Below are 23413 nucleotides of genomic sequence, written 5' to 3' on the forward strand. Positions count from 1 at the left end.
GAGTAGTTGGTCATGACGGAAAAGTTTGATGTTGTCATCATCGGAGCGGGTGCTGCGGGTTTAATGTGTGCCGCAGAAGCAGGCAAACGCGGGCGTAAAACGCTAGTGTTAGACCATGCAAAGAAGCCTGGTCGCAAGATTTTGATTGCTGGTGGCGGTCGCTGCAATTTCACTAACTATGACGTCACAGCAAACCACTACTTATGTCAGAACCCACACTTTGTGAAGTCGGCTCTGTCGCAATACACCAACTGGGATTTTATCTCTATGGTGAGCAAACACGGCATTGAGTTCGAGGAGCGCGATCACGGGCAGTTGTTCTGTGTTGGCGACTTTGACTCGAAAGACATTGTGAAGATGATGCTAGCTGAGTGTGACTTACCAACAGTAAGCCAGCGTTACCAGCAAGATATTCACCATATCGAGAAAACCGAGTCAGGCTTTACACTGCATGCCAATACCAGTGTGATTGAGTGTGAGTCGCTGGTTGTGGCGACAGGTGGGCTTTCAATGCCTAAGCTCGGTGCAACGCCATTTGGCTACAAAATTGCAGAGCAGTTTGGCCTTAAGGTGACTTCAACCACGGCTGGATTGGTGCCATTTACGCTGCACAAAGAAGACAAAGAGGCTTTCGCTGAACTATCTGGTATTGCAGTCCCTGCAGAAATTACCGCGCAAGATGGGACGGTATTTAAAGAGGCGCTGTTGTTTACTCACCGTGGTCTTTCCGGTCCTTGTGTGCTGCAAATCTCGTCGTTCTGGAAACCAGGCGAAAAAGTGACGATCAATCTTGTTCCAGAAGCAGATATTGATGAGCTACTACAACGCTCGCTTGAAAAGCATCCAAATCAGAGCCTTAAAAACACGCTCGCTAAGGTGATGCCAAAACGTCTGGTTGAAGTCCTAATCGATAGAAAAGTTCTGCAAGACAAGCCATTAAAGCAATTCAACAGCAAACAACTTAATGAGATTACTCATACGCTTGAGAACTGGCAGATCATGCCAAATGGCACTGAAGGCTATCGCACCGCAGAAGTCACCCTAGGCGGCGTTGATACCAATCATATCTCTTCAAAAACAATGGAGTGTAAGCAGGTCAATGGCTTGTACTTTATCGGTGAAGTGATGGACGTTACTGGCTGGTTGGGAGGATATAACTTCCAATGGTGCTGGAGCTCAGGCTTTGCCGCTGGACAAAGGGTGTAACGAAAGTACTTCCTAATTGGTATGCTGTATCGTATATTGAGTTTATCTCATGGAGCTGAGGATACCAAATATGATGATCAGCCAAAGTATACATACGACAGAAAGTCGGAGAAATACGGTTAGCTTAGCGTACAGCAACGCCAAAAAGGTGCTGATATTAAACCTAAAAGGCGGGGTAGGTAAGTCCACAGTCACTGCAGGACTTATGAGCCACTTAGTACGAAGTGGTTATAACGTTGAGCTGATCGATTTTGATAAACAGAAATCGAGTCATGACTGGGCCGTTTCTGTCGGTAAATGTCGTTCACAAAGTTACAACCCGTCACTAAAAAGCTTCTCTAGTATTGCTTCTACACTGAAAGTAAAACGAGACTCTGACTTTGTCATATTGGACTCTCCGTCTAACTTTACGGAAGATGACATGCTGCGTTATACGCGGTTTGTCGATGCCATTATTGTCCCAATGCAGCCTTCTCCTGTGGATTTACATGCAAGCCTGCCGTTTATCCATAAAGTGATTAATTCTGGCGTACTGTCTCGATGCAATATCTCTCTTTCTTTTATCATCAATCGCTGTCAGCAGCAGGATAACCGTGTAGATACTGTCGCCAAGCTCCTTGGTCATTTTCGCAATTACCCACTTTTGGGGAGAATGTCTGAGAGTGAAAAGTATCAAGAAGCGTTCTACTACAAAAGCTTTGTTGAAGAGACTCTAGACCCTCAGTTGTGGGTTGGAGCGGAGCATTGGTTATGCGAAACCGATCAGTAAATGAACTATAGTTTATTTACTAGTTAGACATGGAATAGGTGACAGTATGAGTCAACAAGCACTGATCTCACGTATCAACGAGTTACCGCGAATCGAAAGCGTGCTGCAAGAGCTGCTTGAGATGGTCAACCGTGAATCCATCGACTTTGGCGAACTCTCGCACAAAATGGCGATGGACCAAGTGTTGTTAGCTCGGGTGCTTAGGATGGCAAACTCGGCCCAGTTTGGCGGTATTAAAGGCATCTCCAATATCAATGATGCCATTGTTCGCATCGGTATTGGGGCAATTCGTAATCTGATTTCATCTTCCATCCTTGCTTCTACTTTCCCCAAAGTCGATACACTCAATATTAAAGATTATTGGGCGGGTACGTTCGAAGTTGCGACCATTGCCAGCACCATTGCCAAAGATATCAAACTCGACCCCAATGAAGCGTTTACTACCGGCATTTTGCACAATATCGGTGAGCTGATGATTCATACGCTAGAACCTGAAAAAGCAGTGATGATCACCCATCGTGTCTCAAACGGAGAAAACGCCGTTCATGTGCAAAGAGAACTATTGGGTGTCGATGCTCAACAATTAGGGGCAGTATTGGCCGAGAGCTGGAAATTTCCCAATGAGCTGGTGGATGCAATAGCAAACGTGAATCACCCAGCAAAAGCGGTCGAGTCTAAACGACTGGCTTGTTTGATGTATCTAGCGAGGGATGCGCACCAGCGTTGGGATAACATGTTCGATGAGCCTGAAAAGCAGCGTTATCTTGCGAATAGCAAAGCTGCGCAAGCGTTGCATGTGTCACCGGAACTGGCGAGTAAAATCGATGGGGTACGTGGGCAGGGCAGTGAACTGGCGTATCAACTGTTTTAAGTCGTTACGCCAATGCATGTTAAGTGTTTGTTATGCCAACTGTTTGTGGAGATCTTTTTTGCCAAATTTGATCTGCTGGATCACAAGCCCCGTGATAATCAGCACAAGTCCCATCAAGGTCGATGGATGAATCTCTTCGCCGATAATGGTCGCAAGCAGCATCAATGAGATGAAAGGGGATGCAAAGATAAGATTACTGATGCGCGCTGTATTCTGAGTCGATTTCAAGGCGCTGAGCCACAACACGAACGTCACACCCATTTCAAACAGACCAACATAGGTAACCGCCAACCAGCCTTGGGATGAGATTTGAGCAAAGCTCTCACCTTCATAAAGAGTCAGCCCAATAGCAAACGGAATCGCCACTAAAAAGCCAAGCAGTACACCAACAATAGGGTCGGCTTTGTTCTTTGCATTTAAGATCCAGTAGCCTGCCCAAAGCAGAGTCGAGAGCAGAGCAAGCCCAACTCCAAGCGGGCTATCAAAATTAAGCCCTAGCACGTCCCCTTTTGTCGCAATCACAATCACGCCAATGTAGCTAAAGGTGCAGGCAATCCAGTCTTGCTTACGAATCTTTTGACCTAAGAAGACCGCGGCCATGAGCGTTAAAGTGATCGCCCAACTGTAGTTAATCGCCTGTGCTTGAGAGGCGGGCAGCAAGTCATAAGCTTTGAACAGAATAATGTAGTAAGCGAGTGGATTAATTAGACCAAGAAGCAAGTAATACCAAGGGTTAGCAAGAAAGGTACTTGGGATCAGCTTCAGCTTACCTGAGACCGCGCAAATCACGAATAAGGCGATGGATGAGACAATGCTGGCAATGGTCAACATTTGAATGGGAGAAAACTCAGCCAATGTGAGTTTGAATGCGGTGGCTACCGTTGACCAGAGTAGTACAGCAGATAAACCTAATCCTAAAGCGCGGCGCTCGTTCATGATGATCCTTTAATTAAACCAACGAGTTATCCATCGTTAGCCATGAGAGTGGTACAGGGTACGGAGCGCCTAGTCTATCTGCTCGATATCTAGCCTACAAACTGGACATTTATCCAGTGGTAAAATACCATTGATAATATCGAGTTTAGAAGAGTTAAATCACTATTATGCAATGGATTCTTGAGCATCAAGGCGTGCTTGTCAGCGGTCTGGCGAGTGCTATCACTAGCGGTGTCGCTGTGGGTTGGTGGGTCAAACAGAAGATGCGCTTTGATCATCAACTTCTTGAGCAACAACTAGAATCGAACCAACAACTCGCTAGTAGTCAGATCGGTCAGTTGCAGAAAGAGCTGAATGACGCTCAACAAGAGTTGGACGAACTTGACGGCGAGCGCGATAAAGCGGCGTACGAACTCAAGCAGTCCCACGGAAAGTTGATGGCCGTATTAGAGAAGCTGCGTTACTTCGAGGCGGTGAAACAAGAGCGTCAGCAGTATTCTGATGAACTCAATCAGGTACGTGAAAGCAAATCGCAGCTAGAGGCACAGCTTCGAGAGCAAGAGGCTCGACATGAACAGCAAACCCAAGCCAACCAAGAAAAGCTTCAGTTACTTGAGCAAGCCGAAGAGCGTTTAAAGCAGCAGTTTGAGCATTTAGCCAACCAGTTGTTTGAAGCGAAGACCGCCAAAGTGGATCAGCAAAACCGTCAGAGCTTAGATGGCCTACTTTCTCCATTGCGAGAGCAGTTAGAAGGGTTTAAAAAACAGGTTAACGACAGCTTCAATCAAGAGGCTAAAGAGCGCCATACCTTGGTTCATGAGCTGAAAAACCTGCAGCGCTTAAATGAACAGATGACCAAAGAAGCCGTTAATCTTACTCACGCGTTAAAAGGGGACAATAAACAGCAAGGGAACTGGGGTGAGGTTGTATTAGCTCGAGTGCTTGCTGAATCAGGGCTAAGAGAAGGGCACGAGTATCAAACTCAGGTTAATCTGCAAAATGACGCCGGTAAGCGTTACCAACCCGATGTGATTGTTCACTTACCTCAAGACAAACAAGTGGTGGTCGATTCTAAAATGGCGCTGGTGGCGTATGAGCGCTACTTTAATGCCGAGACTGACGCAGAGCGAGATAGAGCCCTAAGTGACCACTTACTTGCACTTCGTGCTCACATTAAAGGCTTGTCACAGAAAGATTACCATCAGCTGAAAGGGATTCAGAGCCTTGATTATGTATTGATGTTTATCCCTGTAGAACCTGCGTTCCAAGTGGCGATTCAAGCGGATCCAAGCTTAGTCAAAGACGCGATGGAGCAAAACATCATTCTTGTCAGCCCAACGACGTTGCTGGTGGCGCTGCGCACGATTGATAACTTGTGGCGTAATGAGCGACAAAACCAAAATGCACAGATCATTGCTGAACGAGCAAGTAAGCTCTACGACAAGCTGCGTTTGTTTGTTGATGATATGGAGAGTCTGGGCGGTGCTTTAGACAAAGCGAATCAAAATTACCAAGGCGCGATGAACAAACTGGCAACTGGTCGCGGTAACGTGATTCGTCAGGCTGAAAGCTTCAAGGAGCTGGGCGTCGAGGTGAAAAAACCGATCTCTACTGACTTAGCTCAGTTAGCTCAACACGACTGTCTCACAGAAAATAGTGAGATGGATAAAAATGACTCTTTCGTGGAAAGACATCCGTCTGAGGATAAAGTAAACTAATCGCCCGCAGCGCTTAGGTCGTATTTATTAGCAGCGCTGCTCGAAGAGGAATCATCATGACGGATACAAGCGTGCAATCGAATACAGCTTTAGAATCAAATGAAACCACGCATTTTGGTTTCAGCACCGTAGCGAAAGAAGAGAAAGTGACGAAAGTTGCTGAAGTTTTCCACTCTGTGGCAGCCAAGTACGACATTATGAACGATTTAATGTCGGGTGGTATCCACCGTCTATGGAAGCGTTTCACTATCGATTGTAGTGGTGTTCGTCCTGGTCAGTGTGTTCTTGACCTTGGTGGTGGTACGGGTGACTTAACGGCTAAGTTCTCTCGCATCGTAGGTGAAAAAGGCCACGTTGTTCTAGCAGACATCAATAACTCAATGCTGAATGTCGGTCGTGATAAACTGCGTGACAACGGCATTGTGGGCAATGTGCATTACGTTCAAGCGAATGCTGAAGAACTGCCGTTCCCGGATGACTACTTTGATGCCATCACAATCAGCTTCTGTCTACGTAATGTCACGGACAAAGATAAAGCATTGCGCTCAATGTACCGTGTTCTTAAGCCAGGCGGCCGTCTATTAGTGCTTGAGTTCTCAAAGCCAGTATTAGAGCCGCTGTCTAAAATCTACGATACCTACTCATTCCACCTGCTACCTAAAATGGGTGAGCTGGTTGCTAATGATGCAGAAAGCTACCGTTACCTTGCTGAATCAATCCGCATGCACCCAAATCAAGAAACCTTGAAAGGCATGATGGATGAAGCAGGCTTTGAGCAGACAAACTACTACAACCTAACAGGTGGTATTGTTGCTCTGCACCGTGGTTACAAATTCTAAGGTTGGTTAACGATGCCATTTGAACCTCTTGTAACAGCGGTGATTGAGACCTCGCTTAATACCCTAATTAACGACGACCCAGAGTTGGGGCGTCGTCTTTCTCGCCTTAAAGGTCAGGTTATTCAAGTTCACCTTAAAGAGTTGAACAAAACCCTGACGTTTATTTTTAGTCAGCAAATCGATGTTTTGGCTAACTATGAAGGCGAGCCTGATTGTTATCTATCGCTGAACCTATCGGTTCTTCCAGAACTTCGCGACCAATCCAACATCACTAAGTTGATCAAGCAAGATAAGCTGATTCTAGAAGGTGATATTCAATTGGCGCAAAAATTCTCTCAGCTGATGACTGACTGCAAGCCTGACATTGAAGAGTGGCTATCGAAAGTGGCAGGTGATGTCGTTGCTCATACCGTCGTGCAAGGTGTCACGGGTGTTGGCCAATTGATTAAGTCACAGGCGAGCAAGCACCAAAACCATATTGCCCAAGTATTGACGGAAGAGTGGCGAGTTGCACCTGCACCGCTTGAAGTCGCGCATTTCTGCGATCAAGTGGATGACGTGAAAAGCCAAGCAGCTCGTGTTGAAGCTAAGCTCAACAAACTGTTGGAGCGCGCATGACCCTAACAGAGCTGCGTCGCTTATATCACATTGTAAAAGTCCAGCTTGAATATGGTTTGGACGAGCTGCTGCCAGAACACCAATTGACAAAGGCGCCGCTGCTGGCGCGTAAAAGTCTGTTCTGGATTAAAAATAAGCATGCTGACAAGCCACTTGGCGATCGGCTACGTTTGGCACTGCAAGAGCTTGGTCCGGTTTGGATTAAGTTTGGTCAGATGATGTCTACCCGTCGTGACCTGTTTCCTCCGCATATTGCTGACCCGCTAGCGTTACTTCAAGATCAAGTCTCTCCGTTTGATGGCCAATTGGCGAAAGAACAAATTGAGCAAGCACTCGGTGGGCCTGTTGAAACTTGGTTCGATGACTTTGAGATTAAGCCTTTGGCCTCTGCCTCGATTGCGCAAGTGCATACTGCAACGCTCAAAGAGACTAACCAAGAAGTAGTATTAAAAGTGATCAGGCCAGATATTCGCCCGGTCATTGATGCAGATCTAAAACTGATGTACCGCATGGCGAGTATAGTCGCCAAAGCACTTCCTGAAGCACGTCGTTTAAAACCTGTCGAAGTAGTGCGTGAGTACGAAAAAACGTTATTGGATGAACTTGACCTACGACGTGAAGCGGCGAACGCGATTCAGCTGCGCCGAAACTTTGAAGGCAGTGAAGAGTTGTACGTTCCTGAGGTATTAACTGACCTTAGTAATGAAACTGTCATGGTTTCTGAGCGAATATACGGCATCCAAGTCTCTGATATTGAAGGTTTGAAAGCGAACGGCACCAACATGAAGCTATTAGCGGAACGTGGTGTGAGTGTGTTCTTTACGCAAGTCTTTCGTGACAGCTTTTTCCATGCAGACATGCACCCAGGGAATGTGTTTGTTGAGCCTGAACATCCAGAGAACCCGCGTTGGATTGGTTTAGATTGTGGGATTGTCGGTACGTTAAACAGCGATGATAAGCGCTATTTGGCGGAAAACTTTTTAGCATTCTTTAACCGAGACTATCGACGTGTCGCTGAGTTGCATGTTGAATCTGGATGGGTTCCACGTGAAACAAACATCGATGAGTTTGAATTTGCGATTCGCATTGTGTGCGAACCTATCTTTGCTAAACCGCTGTGTGAAATATCGTTTGGCCATGTACTGCTAAACTTGTTTAACACTGCGCGTCGATTCAATATGGAAGTGCAGCCACAGTTAGTTCTGCTGCAAAAGACGTTGCTGTATGTTGAAGGCTTAGGTCGTCAGCTTTACCCTCAGTTAGATTTGTGGGAAACAGCCAAGCCATTCCTTGAAGAGTGGATGATGAACCAAGTTGGTCCTCAAGCGGTAATCAACGCGGTGAAAGACAGAGCGCCGTTCTGGGCGGAAAAACTGCCAGAGCTACCAGAGCTGCTTTATGACAGCTTGCGCCAAGGTAAGATGATGAACCAGAGAATGGACCAACTCTACCAAGGCTATCGAGCAAGTAAGAAGCAGCAGGCGACCGGTAAATTTTTATTTGGTGTTGGAGCCACATTAGTCGTATGCTCGGCAATATTGGTTAACAGCACTTATGAGCAACTATCGATGGCAAGCGCTTTCGGCGGGGTCACATTTTGGTTGCTTAGTTGGCGAGCTTACCGTCAATAGGCGTTAAACTCTTGAAATAATTTTGTTTAATAAGACCCGAGGTAAAAAGAATGGGTGGTATTAGTATTTGGCAACTTCTGATTATTGCTGTCATTGTCGTTCTACTGTTTGGTACTAAGAAGCTACGTGGTATCGGTGGCGATCTTGGCGGTGCAGTGAAAGGCTTCAAGAAAGCGATGAACGAAGATGATGCGGGCAAAGAGAAAAAAGACGCAGACTTCGAGCCAAAAGCGGTAGAGCAACAGAAAACAGACGCTACTGCTGAAACAAAGAAAGACAAAGAGCAGGCGTAACTCGTGTTTGATATCGGTTTTTGGGAACTGGTATTGATATCTGTCGTTGGGCTAGTGGTACTTGGGCCAGAGCGTTTGCCTCATGCGATTCGCAGCGTATCCAAATTTGTTGGTGCGGCTAAAAGCATGGCAAACAGTGTGAAAGATGAACTTTCACACGAACTCAAGGTGCAAGAGCTACAAGAGAATTTGCGTAAAGCAGAGCAAATGGGGATGGAAGATCTTTCTCCTGAGCTCAAGTCTTCAGTAGACCAATTGAAGCAAGCTGCGCAAGACGTTCAGCGCCCATACGCGAGCAAAAGCGACTCAGCGACGAACAGCACTGAGACTGCGGATGAGAAAGTTGAATCCGCACAAAACGCCAATGACTCCGTTGGTGAGGTTGAAAGCTTACAAGCCCAGCCATCACCACAGGCAGATAAAAAAGCCGAATAGTCTCGCATTCGAGGAGCTACGACCTTAACCCAAGCGTCAGTAGCTCCTTTTTGATCTTCTAGAGTAGAGGTTTCCATGTCTTCTGTTGAGCAGACACAGCCTTTGATCAGCCATCTGTTGGAGATGCGTAACCGATTATTGCGTGCACTTGTTGCGGTGTTAATCGTGTTCCTTGGTCTGATCTATTTTGCCAATGACATCTATGAGTTTGTCTCAGCACCTTTGGTAGAGCGACTACCAGAAGGGGCAACCATGATCGCAACAGACGTTGCATCGCCTTTCTTTACGCCATTAAAGCTGACGTTAATCGCATCCATCTTTATTGCGGTGCCGTTTATCTTGTACCAAGTTTGGGCATTTGTTGCGCCGGGCTTATACAAACATGAACGCCGCTTGATCATGCCATTAATGTTTTCGAGTTCACTGCTGTTTTATTGCGGTGTTGCTTTTGCTTACTTTGTGGTGTTTCCGTTGGTGTTTGGCTTCTTTACCGCGATATCGCTAGGTGGAGTAGAGTTTGCCACGGATATATCGAGCTACCTCGACTTCGTTCTCGCGCTGTTCTTAGCGTTTGGCATTGCGTTTGAAGTGCCCGTAGCGATCATCTTGCTATGTTGGACTGGCGCGACTAACCCTAAGAGCTTAAGTGAGAAGCGACCATACATTGTTGTTGGTGCGTTTATCGTTGGTATGATGCTGACACCACCAGACATGATTTCTCAGACACTATTGGCAATTCCGATGTGTTTGCTGTTTGAAGTCGGATTGTTCTTCGCACGCTTCTATGTACGCAAAGACCGAGATGAAGACGAGCAAGTGGAAGAGTAACCACAACGCTGAAAGTGCAAAATTAAAAAGGGGCTGATACTAGGTATCAGCCCCTTTTACTTTATCTGGAAGAACCTAAAGATTAAATAATTTGGTCGCGTTGCCTGTTGTGAGGCTGTCGACTTCCGAGATGGAGATATCACGTAGGTCAGCTACGCGCTGTGCAACCAAAGAGGTATAGGCTGGTTCATTGCGTTTACCACGATGGGGCACTGGCGCAAGATATGGGCAGTCTGTTTCCAAAATCACAAAGTCCATATCGAGGTGGGGGATGACTTTATCCATCCCACCATTTTTAAACGTCGAGACGCCACCTAAGCCAAGATGAAATCCAAGGTCATTAATCGCTTTCGCTTCCTCAACGCTACCGCCAAAACAGTGGAAGACACCACTCAATGAACCGTTTTGTTCTTGGCGAAGTAGGGTCAGAGTCTCTTCGATAGAATCACGAGTATGGATGACAACCGGTAGATTCATCTCTTTTGCCCAGTTTAGCTGGGTGATAAACGCCACCTCTTGCTCGGCCTTAAAGGTTTTATCCCAGTATAGGTCGATACCTATTTCACCAACCGCAATGAAGTTGTGCTTATCGAACCAAGAGTGAACCACGTCGAGCGTTTGCTTTACGTTCGCATCCACATAACAAGGGTGGAGTCCCATCATCGAACGACACACCTCAGGATAAGCCGCTTCCGTCTTAAGCATTGGCTCAATCGACTCAAGGTCGATATTTGGCAGTAGAATCTTATCGATACCTTGGGCTAGGGCGCGTTTGACCACGTCGTCGCGGTCTGTGTCGAATTCACTGGCATAGATGTGTGCGTGGGTATCAATCATGGTCTTTCTCTGAGCTAACTTATTCTGGTTCTGGCATACGGTGAGAGCCAAGTATACGGCAGTGTGAGCGTTGGGTCATTTTTTGCATTTTTATCGTTTGTTGCTAGCGTACTATCAAAGGAGTGATATCATTCATTTCAAGCACTTTCACCACACAAGGAGAATAGAGTGTCAGTTTCGATTCAAGGTCAATTCCCTGGCCGTCGTATGCGCCGAATGCGTAAACATGACTTTAGCCGTCGCCTAATGGCTGAAAACCAACTCTCTGTTAATGATCTAATCTACCCAATGTTTATCTTGATGGGTAAAGATCGCCGCGAAACCGTGGATTCAATGCCTGGCATTGAGCGTCTGTCTATCGATTTGATGTTAGAAGAAGCGCAATACCTTGCTCAGTTGGGTGTACCAGCGATTGCTCTATTCCCTGTGGTAAACCAAGATGCGAAAAGCTTATGTGCAGCAGAAGCGTACAACCCTGAAGGCCTTGTACAACGCGCTGTTCGTTCTCTGAAAGAGCACGTGCCAGAAATCGGTGTGATTACTGACGTTGCCCTTGATCCGTTCACAACTCATGGTCAAGACGGCATCATTGATGAAGATGGTTATGTTCTGAATGATGAAACGACGAAAGTCTTGGTTAAACAAGCTCTGTCTCACGCGGAAGCGGGTGCGGATGTGGTCGCACCGTCAGATATGATGGATGGCCGCATTGGCGAGATTCGTAAAGTACTAGAGCAAGCGGGTCATATTAATACTCAAATCATGGCTTACTCGGCGAAATACGCATCATGTTACTACGGCCCTTTCCGCGATGCGGTCGGCAGTGCGAGTAACCTGAAAGGCGGCAACAAAAAGAACTACCAAATGGATCCTGCCAACAGCGATGAGGCGATCCATGAAGTAGCCATGGATGTGAACGAAGGTGCAGACATGGTGATGGTTAAACCGGGCATGCCTTACCTAGATATTGTCCGTCGAGTGAAGTCTGAGTTAGAAGTGCCTACCTTTGCTTACCAAGTATCGGGTGAATATGCGATGCATAAAGCGGCGTTTGCGAACGGTTGGCTAAAAGAGCGTGAAACCGTGATGGAATCTCTGCTTTGTTTTAAACGTGCAGGCGCTGACGGCATCCTAACTTATTTTGCTAAAGATGTAGCGGAGTGGTTAGCGGAAGAAAATGCGCAAGCAGCGACCTTCTTGAAAGGTGAACAAGAGTAATCACCTGCATTGATCAAGTTCTAAAGGCTGGCATTTGTCAGCCTTTTCTAGTTTTGGAGAGTTCGAATGAGTGTAGTTTATCGAGAAGGAACACTAGAAGAGTGTGTGCAGGTGGTCGAGCAGATCAGTGAATTCGCCCATAAAGAGACTGTCGCCAGTTTAACAGCCCGATTAGAAGGTAAAGCGCGCTACCTTGTTCAAATAGCTCAAGAGGGAGATAACTTACTTGGGTTTAAAATTGGTTATCAATTGGACGACAAGACGTTTTATAGCTGGTTTGGAGGCGTATCCTCACTGGCTCGTAAAAAGGGTGTCGCTCAAACACTGCTAGAAATACAAGAAAAATGGGTAGCAGAGCAAGGTTATAAGCAGTTAAAAGTGAAGTCTCGTAACCAGTTTCCAGCGATGCTAAGACTACTGATAAAGAACGGCTATATGATTGAAAATTATGAACAAAAAGAACCTTTGGTAGAGAGTCGTATTCACTTCGTGAAGCAGATACAACCTTGTCATAAAAATTAAATGAGATTTTTTCTCATTTAGGTGTTGACGCATTAAATGAGAATGGTTATTATTTATCTCGTCTTAGGGAATGAGAGAAGTTCACAAGGATGTTGAGTTACCAGATTCAGATTGGAGACGGTGATGACACTGAACTTAATCGAACTTGCACGAGTTCTTTTTGACACGACATTGCTCACATTGCTTCCAGTGTAATTTATAGCTTTATGGCAAAGTACCTCATTCACCTGAATTACTTTGACCCCTTTTTGCTAGGCGACATCGAAAGATGTCGCTTTTTTTATGCCTGTCATTTTTGATCGAATAAAAGGACACCAATAGTCTTTTCCACAGTGCAAGATCGTTTGTGGATCGATCTTGTCACGATCGATCTCTGTTAATGTTCTTTTATTACAATGCTTTAGGTTGTTTATTGAAGTGGAGTAGCACATTTTTATATCCTGTGAATAAATAATATAAACAGAGTTATCCACAGAGGAGGTCTCAGGTTGATAAAGGAATAGCCAAATGTGTGAGTAGAGTTCAAAGAGTTAAAATGGATTCACTGACTGAGTCATGGCATCCTAAGCAGATCTTTTTTGCATTTTCTTTGGATACGTAAAGACTATGGCTAACATCCCCGATAATCCGTTAATTCTCATTGACGGTTCTTCTTACCTTTACCGAGCATTTCACGCTTACCCTGAGACCATGAGTAATGGCGATATTCCGACTAACGCGGTTTATGGTGTCGTTAATATGCTACGTAGCATGATGCGTCAATTTGCTTCGGATCGTATTGCTGTGGTCTTTGATGCGAAAGGTAAAACGTTTCGTGATGATATGTATCCAGAGTACAAAGCGAATCGTCCACCAATGCCGGACGATCTTCGTTGTCAGATCGAGCCACTGCACAATGTGATTCGAGCAATGGGCTTGCCGTTAATCTGTGTTCCGGGTGTGGAAGCGGATGATGTTATTGGCACATTAGCTTACCAAGCGTCACAAGCTGGCATGCCTGTACTGATCAGTACGGGTGATAAAGATATGGCTCAGCTGGTGGATGGTAACGTTACCTTGATCAATACCATGACAAATGTGGTGATGGATCGTGAAGGTGTTGTAGAGAAGTTTGGCATTCCACCAGAGCTCATCATCGATTATCTCGCGCTGATGGGGGATAAAGTCGATAACATCCCTGGTGTTCCGGGGGTAGGTGACAAGACAGCAACAGCCTTACTGCAAGGTATAGGTAGCCTAGAGAAACTGTACGCAAATCTTGATGACATCGCACCGCTTGGGTTCCGTGGTTCAAAAACGATGGCGAAGAAGCTTGTCGATAATAAAGATAATGCGATGCTCTCTTATGAGCTTGCCACGATTAAGTTGGATGTTGAGCTAGAAGAGACACCAGAGTCGTTGACCAAGTCAGAGCCAAACAAAGATGAGCTGATTAAATTATTTGGTCAGCTGGTCTTCAAATCATGGTTGAACGAATTGCTTGAAGGTGGCAGCGGTGTTGTCGAAGCTGATGAGAAGTCGGGCGGCCAAAGCGGCACCTCGACAGCAAACTCAGCATCTGAAATAGATACCTCTGCGGTGACGATCGATCGCAGCCAATACGAAACGATTCTTGATGAAGCGACTTTCTCTGCTTGGCTTGAAAAGCTCAAGTCAGCTGAAGTCTTTGCGTTTGATACGGAAACTGACAGCTTAGATTACATGGTAGCGAACCTAGTTGGTTTGTCGTTCGCCACAGAAGAAGGTGTTGCGGCATACGTTCCCGTTGCTCATGATTACCTTGATGCGCCAGAGCAGCTTGATCGTGATTGGGTGCTCGCGCAGCTAAAACCAATTCTTGAAGATGATGCTCAGGCGAAAGTCGGTCAAAACCTGAAATACGATGCGTCGGTACTTGCGCGCTATGGTATTGAGATGAAAGGCATCAAGCACGACACCATGTTAGCTTCATACGTGTATAACAGCGTAGGCGGTAAGCATGATATGGATAGTCTGGCACTGCGTTTCCTTCAGCACAGCTGCATCTCGTTCGAACAAATTGCAGGTAAAGGTAAAAAGCAGCTTACGTTTAACCAAATTGAGTTAGACCAAGCTTCTCCTTACGCAGCGGAAGATGCCGACGTGACTTTACGTCTGCACAACCGTTTGATGTCTAACATTGAACAAGACGAGAAGCTCAAATCGATCTATGAAGAGATTGAGGTTCCATTGGTACCCGTCTTGTCTCGTATAGAGCGAACAGGCGTGTTTATCGATGACATGAAGTTGGCAGCACAGTCTCAAGAGATTGCACAGCGCCTTGATGAGCTAGAGCAGCAAGCGTATGAGATTGCTGAGCAAGAGTTCAACATGAATTCGCCAAAGCAGCTTCAAGCGATTTTGTTCGAAAAAATGGGTCTACCTGTTATCAAGAAAACGCCTTCAGGCACACCTTCAACCAATGAAGAAGTCCTGCAAGAGCTTGCTTTGGATTATCCATTACCGAAATTGATTCTTGAGTACCGTGGTCTGGCGAAGCTGAAATCGACTTACACGGATAAGCTGCCTAAGATGATTAACTCAGAAACAGGCCGTGTTCACACCTCTTATCATCAAGCAGTAACGGCGACAGGGCGTTTGTCTTCAACCGATCCAAACCTGCAGAATATTCCAATTCGTAACGATGAAGGGCGTCGTATTCGTCAGGCATTTGTGGCCCCACATGGCTTCAAGATCATGGCTGTCGATTACTCTCAGATTGAGCTGCGCATCATGGCGCACCTATCTGGCGACCAAGCACTATTGGATGCGTTCCAGCAGGGTAAGGATATTCACGCAGCGACTGCAGCAGAAATCATGGGTACCACCATCGACCAAGTGAGTTCAGAACAGCGTCGCCGTGCTAAAGCGGTCAACTTTGGCCTGATCTACGGTATGAGTGCATTTGGTCTAGCTAAGCAGCTGGGTATCCCACGTGGGGAAGCGCAAGACTACATGAATAAGTACTTTGAGCGTTACCCAGGTGTGATGCAGTACATGGAAGACACGCGCAGTGCGGCTTCAGAGCAGGGGTACGTAGAGACTATCTTTGGTCGCCGTCTACACTTGCCTGAAATTAAGTCACGTAATGGTATGCGTCGTAAAGCGGCTGAACGTGCTGCGATTAACGCACCAATGCAAGGGACAGCGGCGGATATCATCAAGAAAGCAATGTTGCTGGTTGATGAGTGGATTCAGTCACAAGGTGACGGTCGCGTTAAGTTATTGATGCAAGTGCACGATGAACTGGTTTTTGAAGTACAAGAGTCAGCACTTGCCGAAATTGAAAGTAAAGTACAAGAATTGATGGAGTCTGCAGCGCAGCTAGATGTACCGCTAGTGGCGGAATCTGGCCATGGTGACAACTGGGATCAGGCGCACTAGACAAAAAATAGTCGAATTCTAATAAATATCATGAGCTAGCGCACAAACGCTGGCTTTTTTTTGTCTATAAATAAGTTGAAGGGAAAGTTGGTAAATGTAGTTTAATAAAACTTTCATGAAAAAAAATTACGAAAAGTAGTTTTCATTTCTGACCAATTGTTGTACATTTAACGGCGTAGGGTACAGAGGTAAGATGTTCTATCTTTCAGACCTTTTGTTTCACGTTATTGGATTAGGCTGATTCAGCCGCCCCAGTCAGTTTTTGACTGGGGCGTTTTTTATTGGGTCAAAGAAAAATTCAATCAAATCATAGTCCTATCAATAATCCCTCAATTTCTTCTTAAGTTTCAATCCACCTGATTGCTTTTGGCACTAAATTCGTTTTATTCCTCTAATCTGTAACTTCAACAAAGTTTGTAACTTTACTCCATTCACACTTTGGTTATTTTGAGTAAAAAATCAATGATGTTGCGCCCCGGTTTTTGTGTTTTTAATTGTTTTAAGTGTTTGTTTTATAGTGTTTATTTTTGTTTTTGTATTCGACAAGGAGAGGGGGGCTTGAGAGGTTGATTTATCACTTTGAATCGATAATCCTACGAAGATAATAACTTACAACGATTATTTCTCTCCCGTTGCCCTGCCAGGATGGTGGGGCGTTTTATTTTCTGCGGGTATAAAAAAGCCCCACTATTGCTAGTAGGGCTGGTCAATAACAGAAACGTTATTCTTGTTCGTTGTCTAGGTTCTCTTCTTCGATAATCTCTTCGACTACCGAATCAGCAAACGCTGGAGCAAACCATTCATCAAGCTTCGCGCGAAGTATATCGACGCCAATACCTTTGAGTGATGAGAACGCAGCAACGCTTACATCACCGCCGAAGCCAACTGCATCTTTCTTGATTTTCAGTACTTGAGCTTTACGTGCACCACTTTTCAGCTTGTCTGCTTTAGTTAGCAGTACCTGTACTGGGATTCCGCTGTCAACCGCCCAAAAAATTAATTGTTGGTCTAGATCTTTCATCGGATGACGGATGTCCATCAGTACCACAAGACCTTTTAGACATTGGCGCTTTTGTAGGTATTCACCTAGCGACTTTTGCCATTTCTTCTTCATCTCAAGTGGAACTTGAGCAAAGCCATACCCAGGAAGGTCAACGATGTGACAGCCATCGGTCACTTTAAACAGGTTGATCAGCTGAGTTCGGCCAGGTGTTTTACTGGTTTTAGCAAGGCTGCGCTGGTTCGTCAGGCGATTTAGAGAGCTAGATTTGCCCGCATTGGAGCGTCCTGCAAACGCAACTTCGATACCTTCATCTTCTGGCAAGGCGCGGATATCCGGCGCACTTGTGATGAAATGAGTGTTTTGATAATGAATTTTTACGCTCACTGTTAACTCCATCTCGACTTTGTGTAGTCGATTGATTACTTTTTTGTGAAATTGTGTAAAATAACCGTGCTCGGCATAAGGTCGCCTATTGTACCATGAGTGGTACTGGAAGCTTGATAATTATAAATGGAATGTCATGAAGAAATTAGCGCTAATATTGAGTCTTTTAGCCAGCTGCTCCGTATGGGCCCAAGGCAGCATCGAAGCTGGTAAAGCAAAATCTCAAACCTGTGTTGCCTGCCACGGTGCAGACGGCAACAGTCAACTCGCAATGTACCCTAAACTTGCAGGTCAGCATGCTAAATATATTGAAAAGCAGCTTAGAGATCTGAAGCTAGGTATGACAAGCAGTGGTAAGCAAGGTCGTATGGACCCAGTAATGAGTGGTATGGCTATGCCGCTGTCTGAGCAAGATATGAAAGATCTTGCGGCGTACTACGCATCACTACCAATTTCGCACAATACAACACCTGAAAATGTTGTTGAAGCAGGTAAAGTTCTTTATACCGCTGGTGACGCAGAGCGCGGCCTGACGGCATGTATCGCTTGTCACGGTCCTCGTGGTAATGGTACTGAACTCTCTGGCTTCCCTAAAATTTCTGGCCAACACGCTGATTACATCAAGATGCAGCTAGAAAAATTCCGTGACGGCTCACGTAACAACGATATGAATGCCATGATGCAAGATATCGCTAAGAAGCTAACGGATGAAGATATTGATACGCTTTCTAAATACGTTGGTGGCCTACACTAAGCCCTACTAATGTGTTCGAGCATAAGTTGTATTGAAAAAGCCCAGGCCAGTGTCTGGGCTTTTTCATTTGCACTCGATCACACTCGTGTTGAATACGCTTCCTTCTTTCTGTCCATCTTGCTTGTGAGAGATCGTCCATACTTGTCATCGTTACTTTCTAAGAATTTTCAGTAAGATGTTGAAAAATAAAGCTATGGATTTTTCTTGATAAAAAAGTGCTAAATATTGTGGTTTGCGGATTGCTGAGAAATGAACACAAGGTAAAGTGAACTCATCGGCAGGACGCTGAATTAATGGAATCTAGACTAGGAAGTCTCCAAGGACCGCAAGTAAAGGATGCTTGGTAGTTCAAATGGATTAAGGTAGGTAGGACACCTACTTGATATGGATGGTCGACTTGTCTAACGGTTAAGACAGTGCAATGGATCAGGCTAAGGACTAGCCCAGATACGGGAAGTAAACGGAAAGCCAAAACTCACCAGGATGGTGGCAAACAACACTTTTGGCAGGGAAAGCACCAAAAACAAATGGAATATTGGTGTACTGAAGTCAGTACAACACAGTTTTGCCGCAAGGCGTTTAGAAAGCGATAGAGTCACTCTATCGCTTTTTTTATTCTTAATTTTCACGAATCGATGATTATTTGCACAATAGTGCTCCACTCCAAGGTCACTTTCTGGTATGTTTCGCATCCCTGTTTGAGGATGAGTTTACGCAACCGATATGCACCATTGCCCCCTTTGTCAGAGCTTAGACTCGCAGCACTACTTTGAAGATAAACGCCGAGCGTACCTTCAATGTCAGCAATGTGACCTGGTTTTCGTTAATCCAGATCAGCGCTTGGATGCAAAGGCAGAAAAAGCGCACTACGATCTGCATGAGAACGATCCAAATGACCAAGGATATCGACGCTTTTTATCTCGGGTCGCAGACCCCATATTAGAGCGGTTAGAACCAAACTCTCACGGGATTGATTTTGGCTGTGGCCCTGGCCCAACACTTTCATTGATGTTGGAAGAGCAGGGACACTCCATGGCGTTGTACGATATTTACTATCACCCTGATTCTTCGGTGTTAGATAACGCGTATGACTTTATGACTGCCACTGAAGTGATTGAGCATCTCTATGAGCCCAACAAAGTGTGGCAGCAATGGTTGAATTTAGTTAAGCCAGGTGGCTGGATTGGTCTTATGACTAAAATGGTCATCGATGTTGAAGCGTTTGCCTCTTGGCACTATAAAAATGACCAAACTCATGTGGTCTTTTTTAGCCGTAAAACGTTTGAATATCTGGCAGAGCGGGATCAGCTCGACCTAGAATTTATTGGTAATGATGTAATTTTACTGAGGAAAGCCCAGTAATGAGCCGTAGTAAGAAAGCAAGATCAGGCGGTAACCTAGACGTAATCGTTGTACGTAATCGCACTGAATCAGACGTTGAAGGACGTCTACGTAAGAAAGATAAAAAGCGCAAAGGTCTAAAGACTGGCGGTCGTAACTCTGAAGCAAAAAACAGCAAGCAGCAAACTGCAGGTCAACAACGTGACCCTCGCTTAGGCAGCAAGAAGAAAATTCCTCTGATAGTTGAAGCTGCGAAAAAGCCAACTAAAGCGGAACGTCGAATTAGCGCTGAGAAAGAGCTAGAGATGTTAGAAAACGATGCGCAACTAAACGTATTGTTGGATCGCCTAGACAATGGTGACAGCTTAGGTGCTGGCCTACAGAAATACGTTGATGAAAAACTTGGACGTATTGAAGTTCTGATGAAGCAATTAGGTCTCTATGAAGAAGTCGAAGAAGACGACTTTGAAGAAGAGATCGAAGAAGCGCCAGTTGCAGAGAAAAAATCAAACAAGAAGGCTAACTCTGACGATGAGCTACTTTCTCAGTTTGAAGATTTAGACCTGAACCAATTTAAAGGGTAGAGAGCAGATCATGAATGTAACCTTATTAGCAATTGCAGGCGGAGCGATTATTCTCGGTTTGGCCTCGTATGCAGGTTACCTTCTGCTCAAACTCAAGAAGCAAAAGGAATTGCAATTGCAGCAACAAAAGCTCGCAATTGAAAAGCGTAATGCCAATATCTTTGAAAGCGTCAATATCCTTTGCCTCGCGGGTATCCAAGAGCAGTGTGACCTATCGGAAGTCAGTATCCGTCTTTATAACATCATGGACTATGTTCAAGGTGAAGACAGAGTGGATTTCGACAAAGAGTTTCCAGCAACGTCAGAGCTGTTCCATATCGTAAAAGAGATGGCTCGTGGTGAAGATCGCCAGCAGCTGGAAAAGAAAGAGCGCATGAAGCAAAACCTTGAGCGCCATAAAGCAGAAGCGCGTCTTCAAGATGCTATTGTTGAAGAATTACAGCGCCTGCAGAAAAAGGTTCAACCTCTGAACAACCAGATCAACATTCAGATGATCTAGTTTAAAAAAATTATAGCTCGATCGCTTACACTTAAAGGGTAGTGATCGAGTTATCAATTCTGATGATTACTACTCAAAAAGCAGAGCGCCCTCCAACGAGCTTCATTCAGGTGTGGCAAAATAGCCTGCTAATTTATAACGGCCCAAACAGCCGATAAGCACTAAAGCCCAAACGGAATACCATCATGTCGCAGCCAGTCGTATCAAGCCAGCAAATTGTCTGGGATCAAGCGGTTCTTGATAAGTACAACTATTCAGGTCCTCGCTACACCTCATACCCAACTGCTTTAGAGTTCCATGAAGCATTTACGGTGTCAGATTATGATATGGCGTGTACTCAGTATCCAGAGCGACCGCTTTCTCTCTACATCCACATCCCTTTCTGTCACAAGCTTTGCTACTACTGTGGCTGTAATAAGGTCATCACTCGTCACGCACATAAAGCTGATGAGTACCTAGATGTATTAGAGCAAGAGATTCGTACTCGTGCTGCATTGCTGCAGAATCGTAAAGTGACCCAGCTTCACTTTGGGGGCGGGACACCAACCTTCCTATCTAAAGCACAGATTAGCCGTGTGATGAACATCCTTCGTGATGAATTCAACTTCGAAGGCAGTGCAGAAATTAGTATTGAAGTTGATCCTCGTGAGATTGAGCTTGATATGCTTGACCACTTGCGTGGAGAGGGCTTCAACCGTTTGAGCATCGGTGTTCAAGACTTCAATAAAGAAGTTCAGAAGCTGGTTAACCGTGAACAAGATGAAGCGTTTATCGTGGCTATGGTTGAGCGAGCGAAGCAACTTGGTTTCCGTTCAACAAACCTTGACCTAATCTACGGCCTGCCGAAGCAGACTAAAGAGTCGTTTGCTGAAACACTAAAGCAAGTGCTAGAGATGCAGCCGGGTCGCCTGTCAGTCTTTAACTACGCTCATATGCCACAGCTGTTCGCGGCTCAGCGTAAAATTAAAGATGAAGACTTGCCAATTGCCGAAGAGAAGATGGCAATCCTACAAGACACCATTGCAACGTTAACGGGTGCAGGTTATCAGTTTATCGGTATGGACCACTTCGCCTTGCCAGACGATGAGCTTGCTGTGGCGCAGCGTGAAGGCGTGCTGCACCGCAACTTCCAAGGCTACACGACTCAAGGTGAAGCAGACTTAGTAGGTTTTGGTGTATCCGCTATCTCGATGATTGGTGATGCTTATGCACAAAACCAGAAAGAGCTGAAAAAGTACTACGCTCAGGTTGATGAACTGCGCCATGCATTATGGAAAGGTGTTGCCCTTGATAGTGATGACTTACTACGCCGTGAAGTGATTAAGCAGCTTATCTGTAACTTCAAGCTAGATAAGACCATGATTGAGTCTGAGTTTGGCGTAACCTTCAACGATTACTTCAAAGAAGACCTAGATTTGCTTCAGACCTTTATTAACGATGAATTGGTTGAAGTCGACGCAAGCGAAATCCGTGTGACTCTGCGTGGCCGCCTACTGATTCGTAATATCTGTATGTGTTTCGATAAGTATTTGAGAGCTAAGGCTAGGCAGCAGCAGTTCTCTCGCGTTATCTAAATTTTCTTCGTATTTGAAGCCACAGCGTTGTTGTCTTTACAACCTTCCCGGAGCGCCGGCCGCCCCAATCACATAGCGGACTATGCTCATGGGAATAAGGTTGTTTGACGCCTAGCTGTGACTCCAACTACTTTGAAAATTACCAATATTTAAAGCCACTGCCTTTCTTTATCTCTGAAAAGCGGTGGCTTTGTTGTATCTGGCCGTTGGAAAGTTATGGGGCGATGTAAGTATCGTGTGCGACTTCCCACAGGGCTTTCACTAGCGGGTTGTCGAGCTGTGAACGTTTGCAGCAGACACCGAGCTTGAAGGGTTTTACTGATGCTACCTTTAAGCGTTGTATCTTCTCTTTTACTGGGCTGTTATTAATCACCACGTCGGGTGCAATGCCCACACCACAACCTAGGGCGACCATACTCACTATCGCCTCATGTCCTGATACTTGAGCATAAATGTTGGGCTTTATCTTCATCGCTTTGAACCACGCATTGGCACGTTCCCGTGCAGTACCAGATTCCGACACGATGAAAGGGATGTTAGACCAATCGGGCTGATCTTTTTGTAGCTCCTCAGCAAAGTTACTCACGCCAGACGGGGCAATTACCGACAATGGGATTTCACTGATGGTTTCAAACTCGATTCTGGCGGGTAACTGATCGGGCATGGCTGAGATCGCAATATCCACCTCATCCGCCAGAACCTTCTCGATTGCTTGAGCTGGGTCGCCTGTGGACAGTTTAAATTCAATCAGCGGGTGCTGAATACGAAAGTCTGATAATAGCTCGGGCAAATGACTATAGCTGGCCGTCACAGAACAGAACAGGCGAATCTCACCTTGTAGCTCTTCCTCATGTCCTTGAACTTGGGCGTTATAACTTTGCCATTCACTGATGATTTTAAGCGCAACCGGCAGTAATTTTTTAGCCGCGGGCGTCAGCTCCACACTGCGGTTGTCTCGTAAGAAGAGGGTTTGATCTATTTCATCTTCGAGCTTTTGAATCTGCCGACTTAATGCCGATGGGCTGATGTGCATCGCCGCTGCCGTTTTTGAGAAATTTTGGCTCTCACACAAGTGAATAAATAGTTGCAGACTTTTTATGTTCATATTTCGATCTTGAAAAGAGAATAAAACTGACTTTTTGCTTGATTAC

General features: G+C 45.5%; 22 protein-coding genes. 18 read left to right on the plus strand and 4 right to left on the minus strand.

The features are described from left to right. Positions 1-12: 12 nt before the first annotated feature. The 3 genes from F0231_RS17500 (at position 13) to F0231_RS17510 (ending at position 2846) form a co-directional block, all read left to right on the plus strand. Positions 13-1206: an NAD(P)/FAD-dependent oxidoreductase gene (locus F0231_RS17500; protein WP_171760991.1), complete on the plus strand. Its 1194-nt coding sequence runs from the start codon at positions 13-15 to the stop codon at positions 1204-1206. Between the two features lie 70 nt (positions 1207-1276). After that, positions 1277-1975 carry a ParA family protein gene (locus tag F0231_RS17505; protein WP_253825828.1) on the plus strand — a complete coding sequence of 233 codons (699 nt, stop codon included), beginning with the start codon at positions 1277-1279 and terminating at the stop codon, positions 1973-1975. A gap of 46 nt (positions 1976-2021) precedes the next feature. Next, positions 2022-2846, plus strand: coding sequence for an HDOD domain-containing protein (locus F0231_RS17510; protein ID WP_171760992.1), 825 nt, complete (start codon positions 2022-2024; stop codon positions 2844-2846). Between the two features lie 30 nt (positions 2847-2876). Here F0231_RS17510 and F0231_RS17515 read toward each other — a convergent pair whose 3' ends face one another. Then, on the minus strand, positions 2877-3782 hold the full coding sequence (locus F0231_RS17515) for a DMT family transporter (RefSeq protein WP_171760993.1): 906 nt from the start codon (positions 3780-3782) through the stop codon (positions 2877-2879). Positions 3783-3949: 167 nt separating this feature from the next. On the opposite strand from F0231_RS17515, the gene rmuC reads away from it, so the two are divergent. From rmuC to tatC, 7 genes are all read left to right on the plus strand, one after another. Further along, positions 3950-5500, plus strand: coding sequence for a DNA recombination protein RmuC (gene rmuC, locus F0231_RS17520; protein WP_171760994.1), 1551 nt, complete (start codon positions 3950-3952; stop codon positions 5498-5500). A gap of 56 nt (positions 5501-5556) precedes the next feature. Beyond that, positions 5557-6339: a bifunctional demethylmenaquinone methyltransferase/2-methoxy-6-polyprenyl-1,4-benzoquinol methylase UbiE gene (gene ubiE / locus F0231_RS17525; RefSeq protein WP_171760995.1), complete on the plus strand. Its 783-nt coding sequence runs from the start codon at positions 5557-5559 to the stop codon at positions 6337-6339. 12 nt (positions 6340-6351) lie between these two features. Continuing rightward, positions 6352-6957, plus strand: a complete 606-nt coding sequence (locus tag F0231_RS17530) for an SCP2 domain-containing protein (protein WP_171760996.1) — start codon at positions 6352-6354, stop codon at positions 6955-6957. After that, positions 6954-8588: a ubiquinone biosynthesis regulatory protein kinase UbiB gene (ubiB, locus tag F0231_RS17535; RefSeq protein ID WP_171760997.1), complete on the plus strand. Its 1635-nt coding sequence runs from the start codon at positions 6954-6956 to the stop codon at positions 8586-8588. The genes F0231_RS17530 and ubiB overlap by 4 nt, the downstream gene beginning before the upstream one ends. A 50-nt stretch (positions 8589-8638) precedes the next feature. After that, the gene (gene tatA / locus F0231_RS17540; RefSeq protein ID WP_171760998.1) at positions 8639-8881 is read left to right on the plus strand and encodes a Sec-independent protein translocase subunit TatA; all 243 of its coding nucleotides are present in this window, start codon (positions 8639-8641) and stop codon (positions 8879-8881) included. A 3-nt stretch (positions 8882-8884) separates the two neighbouring features. Further along, positions 8885-9316 (plus strand): Sec-independent protein translocase protein TatB, encoded by a 432-nt coding sequence (gene tatB / locus F0231_RS17545; RefSeq protein WP_171760999.1) that lies wholly within the window; start codon positions 8885-8887, stop codon positions 9314-9316. Between the two features lie 75 nt (positions 9317-9391). Beyond that, positions 9392-10144, plus strand: a complete 753-nt coding sequence (tatC, locus tag F0231_RS17550) for a twin-arginine translocase subunit TatC (protein WP_171761000.1) — start codon at positions 9392-9394, stop codon at positions 10142-10144. Positions 10145-10219: 75 nt separating this feature from the next. Here tatC and F0231_RS17555 read toward each other — a convergent pair whose 3' ends face one another. Next, complete coding sequence (locus F0231_RS17555) at positions 10220-10981, minus strand: TatD family hydrolase (RefSeq protein WP_171761001.1); 762 nt, start codon at positions 10979-10981, stop codon at positions 10220-10222. 168 nt (positions 10982-11149) lie between these two features. Here F0231_RS17555 and hemB point away from each other — a divergent pair, with 168 nt between their 5' ends. The 3 genes from hemB to polA all read left to right on the plus strand — a co-directional run bounded on the left by hemB (position 11150) and on the right by polA (position 16123). Next, positions 11150-12199, plus strand: a complete 1050-nt coding sequence (hemB, locus tag F0231_RS17560; RefSeq protein ID WP_171761002.1) for a porphobilinogen synthase — start codon at positions 11150-11152, stop codon at positions 12197-12199. 66 nt (positions 12200-12265) lie between these two features. After that, positions 12266-12721, plus strand: coding sequence for a GNAT family N-acetyltransferase (locus tag F0231_RS17565; RefSeq protein ID WP_171761003.1), 456 nt, complete (start codon positions 12266-12268; stop codon positions 12719-12721). Between the two features lie 606 nt (positions 12722-13327). Further along, positions 13328-16123, plus strand: coding sequence for a DNA polymerase I (gene polA / locus F0231_RS17570; protein ID WP_171761004.1), 2796 nt, complete (start codon positions 13328-13330; stop codon positions 16121-16123). A gap of 721 nt (positions 16124-16844) precedes the next feature. Here the strand turns inward: polA and yihA are convergent. Then, complete coding sequence (gene yihA, locus F0231_RS17575) at positions 16845-17510, minus strand: ribosome biogenesis GTP-binding protein YihA/YsxC (protein ID WP_171761005.1); 666 nt, start codon at positions 17508-17510, stop codon at positions 16845-16847. A gap of 136 nt (positions 17511-17646) precedes the next feature. Here yihA and F0231_RS17580 point away from each other — a divergent pair, with 136 nt between their 5' ends. The 5 genes from F0231_RS17580 (at position 17647) to hemN (ending at position 22262) form a co-directional block, all read left to right on the plus strand. Then, on the plus strand, positions 17647-18264 hold the full coding sequence (locus F0231_RS17580) for a cytochrome c (protein ID WP_171761006.1): 618 nt from the start codon (positions 17647-17649) through the stop codon (positions 18262-18264). Between the two features lie 723 nt (positions 18265-18987). After that, positions 18988-19626, plus strand: coding sequence for a class I SAM-dependent methyltransferase (locus tag F0231_RS17585; RefSeq protein ID WP_171761007.1), 639 nt, complete (start codon positions 18988-18990; stop codon positions 19624-19626). Next, positions 19626-20189, plus strand: a complete 564-nt coding sequence (yihI, locus tag F0231_RS17590) for a Der GTPase-activating protein YihI (RefSeq protein ID WP_171761008.1) — start codon at positions 19626-19628, stop codon at positions 20187-20189. Before F0231_RS17585 ends, yihI begins: the two co-directional genes overlap by 1 nt. Positions 20190-20199: 10 nt before the next feature. Next, on the plus strand, positions 20200-20688 hold the full coding sequence (locus tag F0231_RS17595; protein WP_171761009.1) for a DUF2489 domain-containing protein: 489 nt from the start codon (positions 20200-20202) through the stop codon (positions 20686-20688). Between the two features lie 185 nt (positions 20689-20873). Continuing rightward, a complete protein-coding gene (gene hemN / locus F0231_RS17600) occupies positions 20874-22262 on the plus strand; it encodes an oxygen-independent coproporphyrinogen III oxidase (protein WP_171761010.1) in 1389 nt (462 codons plus the stop codon). Between the two features lie 214 nt (positions 22263-22476). Here hemN and ilvY read toward each other — a convergent pair whose 3' ends face one another. Next, positions 22477-23367: an HTH-type transcriptional activator IlvY gene (gene ilvY / locus F0231_RS17605; RefSeq protein WP_171761011.1), complete on the minus strand. Its 891-nt coding sequence runs from the start codon at positions 23365-23367 to the stop codon at positions 22477-22479. Between the last annotated feature and the right edge of the window lie 46 nt (positions 23368-23413).

It is taken from the genome of Vibrio sp. RE86 (genome assembly GCF_013114545.1).
Taxonomy (GTDB): Bacteria; Pseudomonadota; Gammaproteobacteria; order Enterobacterales; family Vibrionaceae; genus Vibrio.

Coding starts and splice junctions, on each gene's coding strand:
- tatA (WP_171760998.1), top strand. CDS start 8,639: ATGGGTGGTATTAGTATTTGGCAACTTCTGATTATTGCTGTCATTGTC.
- hemN (WP_171761010.1), top strand. CDS start 20,874: ATGTCGCAGCCAGTCGTATCAAGCCAGCAAATTGTCTGGGATCAAGCG.
- F0231_RS17555 (WP_171761001.1), bottom strand. CDS start 10,981: ATGATTGATACCCACGCACACATCTATGCCAGTGAATTCGACACAGAC.
- F0231_RS17585 (WP_171761007.1), top strand. CDS start 18,988: ATGCACCATTGCCCCCTTTGTCAGAGCTTAGACTCGCAGCACTACTTT.
- tatC (WP_171761000.1), top strand. CDS start 9,392: ATGTCTTCTGTTGAGCAGACACAGCCTTTGATCAGCCATCTGTTGGAG.
- F0231_RS17505 (WP_253825828.1), top strand. CDS start 1,277: ATGATGATCAGCCAAAGTATACATACGACAGAAAGTCGGAGAAATACG.
- rmuC (WP_171760994.1), top strand. CDS start 3,950: ATGCAATGGATTCTTGAGCATCAAGGCGTGCTTGTCAGCGGTCTGGCG.
- F0231_RS17595 (WP_171761009.1), top strand. CDS start 20,200: ATGAATGTAACCTTATTAGCAATTGCAGGCGGAGCGATTATTCTCGGT.
- ilvY (WP_171761011.1), bottom strand. CDS start 23,367: ATGAACATAAAAAGTCTGCAACTATTTATTCACTTGTGTGAGAGCCAA.
- ubiB (WP_171760997.1), top strand. CDS start 6,954: ATGACCCTAACAGAGCTGCGTCGCTTATATCACATTGTAAAAGTCCAG.
- polA (WP_171761004.1), top strand. CDS start 13,328: ATGGCTAACATCCCCGATAATCCGTTAATTCTCATTGACGGTTCTTCT.
- F0231_RS17530 (WP_171760996.1), top strand. CDS start 6,352: ATGCCATTTGAACCTCTTGTAACAGCGGTGATTGAGACCTCGCTTAAT.
- F0231_RS17510 (WP_171760992.1), top strand. CDS start 2,022: ATGAGTCAACAAGCACTGATCTCACGTATCAACGAGTTACCGCGAATC.
- F0231_RS17580 (WP_171761006.1), top strand. CDS start 17,647: ATGAAGAAATTAGCGCTAATATTGAGTCTTTTAGCCAGCTGCTCCGTA.
- ubiE (WP_171760995.1), top strand. CDS start 5,557: ATGACGGATACAAGCGTGCAATCGAATACAGCTTTAGAATCAAATGAA.
- F0231_RS17565 (WP_171761003.1), top strand. CDS start 12,266: ATGAGTGTAGTTTATCGAGAAGGAACACTAGAAGAGTGTGTGCAGGTG.
- F0231_RS17500 (WP_171760991.1), top strand. CDS start 13: ATGACGGAAAAGTTTGATGTTGTCATCATCGGAGCGGGTGCTGCGGGT.
- yihI (WP_171761008.1), top strand. CDS start 19,626: ATGAGCCGTAGTAAGAAAGCAAGATCAGGCGGTAACCTAGACGTAATC.
- F0231_RS17515 (WP_171760993.1), bottom strand. CDS start 3,782: ATGAACGAGCGCCGCGCTTTAGGATTAGGTTTATCTGCTGTACTACTC.